The organism is Enterococcus gallinarum NBRC 100675, from assembly GCF_001544275.1.
Lineage (GTDB): Bacteria > Bacillota > Bacilli > Lactobacillales > Enterococcaceae > Enterococcus_D > Enterococcus_D gallinarum.
On sequence record NZ_BCQE01000055.1, the window covers coordinates 1 to 8,755 of the forward strand.

6 protein-coding genes are annotated in these 8,755 nt (G+C 25.9%); 1 reads left to right on the forward strand and 5 read right to left on the reverse strand.

The features are described 5' to 3' along the window. The coding region (locus EG2_RS19865; RefSeq protein WP_322786846.1) for an EF0163 family protein at window positions 1–482 on the forward strand (482 nt) is incomplete at its 5' end. Between the two features lie 99 nt (window positions 483–581). Here the strand turns inward: EG2_RS19865 and EG2_RS17750 are convergent. From EG2_RS17750 to EG2_RS17770, 5 genes are read right to left on the reverse strand one after another with little or no spacing between them, the layout of a single operon-like run. Further along, a complete protein-coding gene (locus EG2_RS17750; RefSeq protein WP_060815641.1) occupies window positions 582–1,247 on the reverse strand; it encodes an NAD(P)H-dependent oxidoreductase in 666 nt (221 codons plus the stop codon). A 1-nt stretch (window position 1,248) separates the two neighbouring features. Further along, window positions 1,249–2,370, reverse strand: a complete 1,122-nt coding sequence (locus EG2_RS17755) for a lanthionine synthetase LanC family protein (RefSeq protein ID WP_060815643.1) — start codon at window positions 2,368–2,370, stop codon at window positions 1,249–1,251. A 3-nt stretch (window positions 2,371–2,373) separates the two neighbouring features. After that, window positions 2,374–5,307, reverse strand: coding sequence for a lantibiotic dehydratase (locus tag EG2_RS17760; RefSeq protein WP_060815645.1), 2,934 nt, complete (start codon window positions 5,305–5,307; stop codon window positions 2,374–2,376). Next, window positions 5,300–7,462, reverse strand: a complete 2,163-nt coding sequence (locus EG2_RS17765) for a peptidase domain-containing ABC transporter (RefSeq protein WP_060815646.1) — start codon at window positions 7,460–7,462, stop codon at window positions 5,300–5,302. The genes EG2_RS17760 and EG2_RS17765 overlap by 8 nt, the downstream gene beginning before the upstream one ends. Further along, the gene (locus tag EG2_RS17770) at window positions 7,449–8,729 is read right to left on the reverse strand and encodes a glycosyltransferase (protein ID WP_060815647.1); all 1,281 of its coding nucleotides are present in this window, start codon (window positions 8,727–8,729) and stop codon (window positions 7,449–7,451) included. The genes EG2_RS17765 and EG2_RS17770 overlap by 14 nt, the downstream gene beginning before the upstream one ends. Window positions 8,730–8,755: the final 26 nt, after the last annotated feature.

The window sequence follows — 8,755 nt, forward strand, 5'->3', positions numbered from 1 at the left end:
GTTTTTGTTTGATTGGTTTAACTGGCTGTAGTCGGTTGGTTTCTAACGAAAAAATGACTGCTCATTCCACACAAAAACAAGCAGTCGATTCGAGTTCAAGTAATTCAGAAAAAATGGAAAAAGAAGAGCAAATAGAAATATCTAAAGATCCTATCAATGAAGCAATAAAAACTCTTTTAAAAGAGTTTGGGAAAAAATGGTTAAACTATACGGATGTGTACGAACGGAACCAATCGGTTAAAGCTTATTTAACGGATCGTTGTGTGAAAGAAAATGGAATTGAGGATAATCCACATGTACAATATAAAGCAATCGGTCGTATTCATAACGTGACACAAGATGTAGCTCAACCAAATCATTACTTGTTATTTGGAGAAGAAACAACGAATGAGGTCACTCGTTTCGTATTAATTCAACTTAAGATTGATCAACAAGTCAAAAAGATTGATGCAATAAAAGTTTATTATGTCCGAAGTGTATAGTAAAAATCTGAGCTTATACAGTACAAATAAAAATATTCATGTGATTTTATCAAGAGATGTTTTGTTTATAGATAAAATATTATGAAGAGAAGAGAAAGTTTAATTCTTTCTCTTCTCTTCATAATATTCCTGAAAACTGTTGTATGATAATATTGATTCGTTACTCCAATACTTTTGTTCAATTCTATTAAACAGATTATTTTTAAATACTTCTTTATAATTCAAAAAAATTTCATTTTGAAATTGAGAAACCGTTATATGCTTTAATTTTGTAATTTCATTAGTAATATCTAAAAATACTCTATTTATGCTATCCTCTTTTTGCAAAGACAAATTTATTTTATAAGATTTCAAAATATATAGCCCTAAAAATTCCATAATACGAGTTACATAACTACATACTATAGTACCACAATTACTAGAGTATACAAAAATAGGGATACCTATTTTCCCAACCAATCTCATTGTATGAGTCCATTGGGATATATTGTCCAAAAAGATTTTGAATGAACCGGAAACGTTCTGTAGATAAACAGGACAAATGAATATAATTATATCACTTCTTAATAAATCAGTTTTCCACTGATCAAGTTTTTTATCCCAGTTAGTGTTAAAGTCCTCCTGAATTTCAAGTATATCAGTGTTTATGGGATTTATATATACACAATAATGGTTATATGTTTGTATTAATTCGGCTAGTCTTTCAGCTATGAAATTCGAATCACTATTAATCCTTTTGCTACCTGAATAAATAAAATATTTCATATTACCACTCCTCTAAAAAAAGCAACTGCTTTAGTGGATCGTTTTTTCTAGTGTTTATAAGAGAAAACAGGCCAGACAAAATTGAAGTTTCACCAGTTAATAAATTAAATTTATCTTTCAAAGAATAATCGTTTTTTTGCTCTTGAACTACTATTTTTTCAAAACTGTTCCAAAGTGAATTATTAATCAAATCCATCTTTTGTAAAATTAACATCATCCCTAAATATCCATGACAAACAAAATAATTATCAAATAAAAGTTCAAAATCATTTACTATTGTATTCTCTAAAAATTTGATAGATACATACTCCAAAAGCTTATAATCTTTTAAAGCTTGAGCCGCTAAATATAGAGAGTATACAATGCCTGAAGACCCGTAACACCAACTTAATTGATTAGGAAATATATATTGTTTTTTTATGCCAATTTCATCTAGTGGTTTTTTGGCAGGCCAAAAAAAGGCTGGATACATTTCTTTCAACAGAAAATCTGTTAAAACTTTTATTTTTTCTAAATTTTTCTCTTTGTTACCTATACCTTTATTAAAACATTTTACTAAAAATATAAGTAATCCTGAGCTTCCGTGTGCTATTCCAAACCTTAAATGTCCATTTGGCATTTTTTCTAAATCCAAAGAATTAGATTCTTTATTAGATGTTTTCCAGGTTGGTATCCTATTATTAATGTTTGTTAAAAAATATACTCGCTCTAATTCTTCCAATAAAAACTCTTTTGATTCATCAAAAAAATTATGCGCAACAAAATTAATTAGCCCTATATTGCCAGATATGAATTCTTCTCGTTTCATAGATATATCCATTTTTTGAAGTAAATTAATCTTTTTTTTTAGTAGTAATACAGTATTGCCCTTTAATTTTGTAAACATGTTTCTTTCTATAATGTCTTTTGAACAAATTATAGATGTTCCAAGCAGAGGGAGCCCGTTAACATTATCCATGTATAAGTAATTTATTTTTACACTATTCAAAAGTCTAGAAATAGTTTCATCATCTATAATGGATTTTCCACAATATTCACGATAATAGTAATCCAAAAGTAAAGAATCTCTACAGTTTCTGAAAGAATAATCGGAATCTATTTTTTTTAGGATTTTGTTTTTCATAAATTATACTCCTAAGTGTAAAGAGAGATCTAAAAACTTTCTCACATAATCAATAATTTTTCTTTCTGCCTCTTTGTTTGGGCCATAAATCCTATTACATAACATATGAATTAGACTAAATAAAATCTCTCTTTTTTTTAATTCACTTACATGATCTTTGTTAAGTTGTAGGATATATTTTTCAAATCTAGTATAAGAGAATACATATTTATTATTTAGATAAGATTCTAAGAGAATAGCTTTTATATTTCGGAATTCTTTATCATTGTCTATATTTTTATTCACACTCATTGTCTGTATTATTCTTTGTTTGTTAAGTTGGAATTTATTTATTAAATTTACAATATATATCACAGTTTGAAGTTCTAATTCTTTTTTATACTGCAAGATTTTTAAAGAAATTTCAGAAAGCTCACAAAAATAATTTTCAACTAATTCATAATTATTAATACATTCATAGCGTTCTAATTCTCTATTGTAAACACTTATTTCATATTTAGAGATTATTTTTTCTTGAATGCTCTTATTTAAGAAAAACAGGAAGTTTTGGAAAGCTTCTTGTTCCTTTGAGAAAAGTCTAACTCTTAAATGTTCTCCGTCAGAATCAATATATCTTATAAAAAACCATTTGGTTATACGTCCTTGTGTCTTTAAATGTTTAATATAAGGACTAAGTTTTTTCAATATAAAAGAGTTTTGATATTCTTTAGATATATAGATATTAAACTGAGTGCATTCTTCGAAAGGTAGTAATTCTCGTCTAACTTCTAATGTAGAAGAAGTGTACTGTCCAATTCTTTTTACATTAGTCAGTTTTTCTGAATTAAAAAAAGAATAAACATTCTCTTTAATTTGAATATCCTGAGCATTTTTTTCAAGAAGATCAGAAAACAGAGGTTCTACTTCAGAAACACATATTTTTTTCTGATGTTTTAATTCTTCTAAAAATATGTTAAACCAATCATCAATATCCATATTTATCAATAACCTATTATCATTATTTTGTATATAAAAATACTTAGAATTGAACGTTTCTCTAATTTTCTTCTTCAATTTTTGAACATCCTTAATAGGATAAAAAATATCCATCTTTTTAGAAACGACAAGAATATTTTTATAAATAACTCTGCAAGACAAGTTAAACTTTCTCAAAATATTTACAATACATTCTATAATATAAAATGTACTTTGTTCATATGATAATCGTAAGAGTAGATCATATGCTTTGGAACCAATAAAGCTATTTAAGTTACTAAAAGTTGTAAATTTTATTTGGTTATTACTATTTCTATTAATAAAATAAAACTCATTTTCTCTATCTATACCAACTAATAAATCATTTAAATCAAACTGATTAATATCTTTATCTGAACAATTATATCCAATGACTGTTGATGATTTAGTAAAACTATAGTTAGGCACTAAATCTTCTCCGCTAGAATTGCCAAAATAAGGTAATAATGATACTAGTTCAATTTTTTCTTTTTCATATCTTTTTATAACCTTGTTATTCATGTCTTTTATTCTATCTTGTATTTGAGCTGGATAATCAAGAAAAAATCTTCCAATTGTATTTCCTATTTGCCTTACTCCGATTATTGGAGATAAAAAAATAGTTTTTTCTGTGTTACTAACCATTTCAGATTCGAAGTCCATTACAAATAATTCATTTGTAATGGAAGTATCACAATTATTAGAATTTTTTCCTAATCTAAATAATCGTTGAAAAAATGTATCATTTAAATCTATGACTTTTTTTAAAGTATATGAATTTACTATATAAGATTCTAGTTCTTGATATTCATCTTTGTTTTCAATATCTATTTCTAAAGTTTCAGGGATACCTATCCCTCCAATGCTATCAATCATTTCGTAAAACGGAACTTCTCTATCATATCCAAACTTTTCAATATATTTTCCTTTATAATCAATTAAATCTTTGTGTAAGGAATTAAAAAAATAATTAGATATAGTTGCTGTTCTATTTAAAAACTTTTCTAATGTATTTTTTTCACGATGGAAATTAGGATTCTCCATAATATAGTTGTTAATCACTATACAGTCTAAGTAACGTGTACTTTTTACTATATTTTTCATTTTGTTAACAATTTGTATAACGCAAACACTGTTGCAATCATTGTTAAAGTCATTTATCAATTGGGCAATTTCATATAATTCATTTATATGGGAATAAGGCTGATAAAATTTTTCTACTTTATTTAAAAAATCTTCGAATAAATTCATCTTACTATTCATAGTAGGGGTTAATTCGCTATGAAGAATTCCTATATCTAGCAACTCTTTAATATATTTAAGAAATCGATGTTTATCTAAACTGTTAGATGTTATTTTTTCGTACAATTCACTTACTTTAATAAATTTATTTTTACAACAATCTGTTACGAGTTCTAATAATCTAGTCTTAAGTAATATCTTCTTTTTCTTTAAACCTCCTTCATTATTATAAGAAAAATAGTTTATTATTTCATTATTATTTTGGTATAAAGAATTATTTAATGTAACCTTTAAATTATATAAGTAAATTTCGTTACTCTGAATTTCATTTATTAATAAATTCAACCAAGATCCACTTACTCTTATGATATTTTTGTATAGAGCTTTATTAGCGAGTGATAACTTATTTGTTCCAATAGATGTGGCAGAAAAAAATCCAAATGGCGTAGCACGTGTTACATATCTTAGAAAATATTTTTGTAAAGAGTTTGTTATTTTAGAATTATAGTTGTTTGCTAAAAGACTATTAGCCAAGTTTGGGCTTGCAGCTGATACAGCTAATAAAAACTGCTTATCATTTTTTATTAAGTCATAGATACTGTTATTGAATGATCCGTTTCTTTCAATATTTAATAAACTAGTAACATTTCCTAGGGGTTCTCTACATATAAAGTAATCATTATTCATAATAAAATTATTCATTTGATATGCCTCCTATAGACATCTGTGTTTTCCATAATTTTGCATATATACCATCTTTTTCTAATAACTCTTTATGATTTCCTGTCTCGCTAAAAAAACCATCTCTAAGAAGAAAAATTTTATTACACTTTATTACAGAAGTTAACTTATGTGAAATTATTATGGTTGTGATATTCAATGAAGAAATAATGTTGGTTACTTGGTCTTCACTGAAAGCATCCATTGAAGCTGTCGCTTCATCTAGAATTAATAGTTCTATATCTCTTAAAATCTGCTGTAAGAAACAAATTTTCTGAATTTGTCCACCAGATAATGATTTTCCTCCTTCAAACACGATAGTATCGTAGCCCAAAGGAAGAGCCATGATATGATCATGTATCCCTATTTTTTTTGCTAAACTTTTCATTTTTTTCTCCAAATAATAGTCATCGGAACTCCCTATTAAATTTTCCCGAATTGTTCCTCTAAATAAAAATGGTTTTTGTGATACATATCCAATTTTTTCTCTTATAGATTTTAATGAGTAATCTTTTATATCTTTTTGATTGATAAATATATTTCCTTCTTGAAGTGGTAATAGTCGATATAGTAGTTTTACTAAAGTAGTTTTTCCTTCACCGGTTTGTCCAACAATACCAATTTTCTCACCTTTTTTAACAGAGAAATTTAGATTATTTAATAAAATAGGTTTGTTACCATATTTATATGATACGTCTTTAACTACTAGAGATTCAAAATTAGATAAACAGTATTTTCCCGAATTTTTATATTCAGTTTTATTGTCAATAATATCTAGGAGTCTATCGTAAATAATCTTAGCATTTTGTAATTGAGGTAAAGTATTGATTATATTATTCATTGGAGAGATAAAAAAAGTACTTAAAGAAGAAAATGTGATTAACTCACCTAACGAGATCTTGTTACTTATAATAAACAAGACTCCTATTACTAGAATAAGTAGTTTAAAGACATTGCCAATATATTCGTTAATATTTAAACTTAAACTTATTATCTTACCGTACTTTGCAGTGTTATCAGAAAAATCATGATATACATTCAATAGTTTTGATAATTGATATTTTTCTTTTAAATTTGTTTTTATTTTTTCCATTCCAAGTATTGTTTCAGTTGTTATTGCTTCTAGTCTAGAATTTTTTTCTCTATTCATTTTATCGAGAGAGTACATAATTTTTTTAAAGAGAATCATACTAAATCCGGAAGCAACTACTTGTATAAATACGACAAAAAATAAAATTTTATTTATATAAACTAAAGTTAACAGACCTGTGAGTAGCATAATAATATCCATAAAAAAATTGACTAAAGTAGAAGATAGAATACTTCTTAAATTAAATACGTCATTGATTCTTGATGTTATATCTCCTATAGATCTTTTATCAAAAAAAGATTGAGGTAAATAAAGCATTTTTTTGTAAAGGTGATCCATGATGTCGTTTTCGATGTATTTAGAGTAATTGATAATAATTCTTTGTCTTACTATGTCTACAACAAACTTAATTGTGTATACTAGAAAGAATAATGTTGCACCAGTAATCATTAATGAGATTGACTTTTTTGGTAGTACAGTATCTATTAAATAAGCATAAACAAATGTTCCTAATATCGTTATAAAAGTTAAAAACATCGATATTAAAGAAATTGTAAAAAGTGTTTTTTTATTTTCTTTGATATATTTTTTAAAAAAAAATAAGAATGAAAGAGATTCATCAATTTCATCAATTTTCTTAGTAGGCTCACATAAAATAACTGTCATTTTTTTCTGACAACTTATTTTTTCCAATGGAATCGTATATTCTCCTGTAGAAGGATCTCCAATTGTAGCAATATTTTTTTTTATAGAAAATAAAACTACATAATGATTAATGAGATTTTTATTTTGTGATATAGACAATACACATGGTTTTGGAATTTTCTCTAATTGGTTTATGTCGATTTTTCCTACTTTTGTTTTTATTCCGTAGTTTGAAAAAGATAGCTGCAAATCATATAAGTTCATGCCCAATTCATCATTATTACTAGTATTTTTTATCTTAGATAAACTTACATTTTTTCCATAGTAATTTAAAATAGTTGCTATACAAGCTGGTCCACAGTCATTTTCTGTATTTTGATATATTATTTTATACTTTTTCATAGAATTTACTCTCTATTATTTCAATTAATTTCGAACAATTAATAGGCATGTTCTTTAATTTGTTTTTATATTTCTTTAAATTGAAAAGATATTCTTCAGATAGAACTAATTCATTTATTTTTTTTAATAATTCTATGTGAGAGAGACTATCGATCATAAGCGTGCTCAAACTAATTCCTAATTTATTAAGTTCAACTATTTTAGCATCCATGTATTCATCATTTTGTAATGGTATAATCAATAAAGGAACCTCATATTTAATGGATTCCAAGAGACTATTATATCCGCCATGAGAAATATGAACACAAGAGTTTTTTAGTTGAGAAATTTGATCGATAAAATGATGGAAATATATATTATCAGGAGTATTATGAATTTTTACTAAACCGCTATTTAATAACTTAAAAGATATATGAACTTGATAACTGCTATTTGCTAATGTACTAACAAGTTTCTTGTATATATGCGCGGGAAAAACAACCACAGAACCAGAACTAACATAAATGTTGTTATTTTTCTTTTTAAAATGAGTATCATCTTCTTCAAAAATAGTAGGTTTTACAAAAATGTATTTTTGTTTATCATAATTTTCAATAACAGGCAACCCAAAGGAAAAATTGATTTCTTCATCAGGATCTACTTGATGGTTGAGAGGCAGGTATCTATAATTATATTTTTCTGATATTCTTTTTGTATTTCCAATGAATAATTTAATTAATTCTTCAACTTCTTCATCAGATCTTTTTGACATATCATAACCATAACTAGACTCAACAGCAAAGCGTGGATTAGTAAAAAAAATTGAGCTTGGAACTATTAAACTTGTAGCATATCCAATACATGGAATATTTAAATAATCTGCAATTTTTCGTGCAAATAAGGAACAAGAATCTCTTAAAATAATATCAGGTTGTTCCAATGCAACACTGTCTATGATTTTACTTATATAGTTTTCTGATGCTCTAACATGGTATTCTAAAGTATCAATATGGATTTTTGCTAATTCTTCATTATTTGATCTATAGATAGATTCTCTATCCATTTTTATATAATTTGAATATTCTTCATGAAACATTTTTCTATTCTTCTCAAATATTTCTTTTGGATAAGTTTTAACTACCAAATTATCATGTTTGTTAATTGTTTGTGTATATGCATTTCCAACATACATAGTAACTTGATGATTTCTATCCAATATACTATCTACAAATTTTTTGATTCCATGTATATGACTATATTCACTGTTTGTTAAAATTAAAATCTTCATGTTACCTCCTTATATAAAAAGAAAGG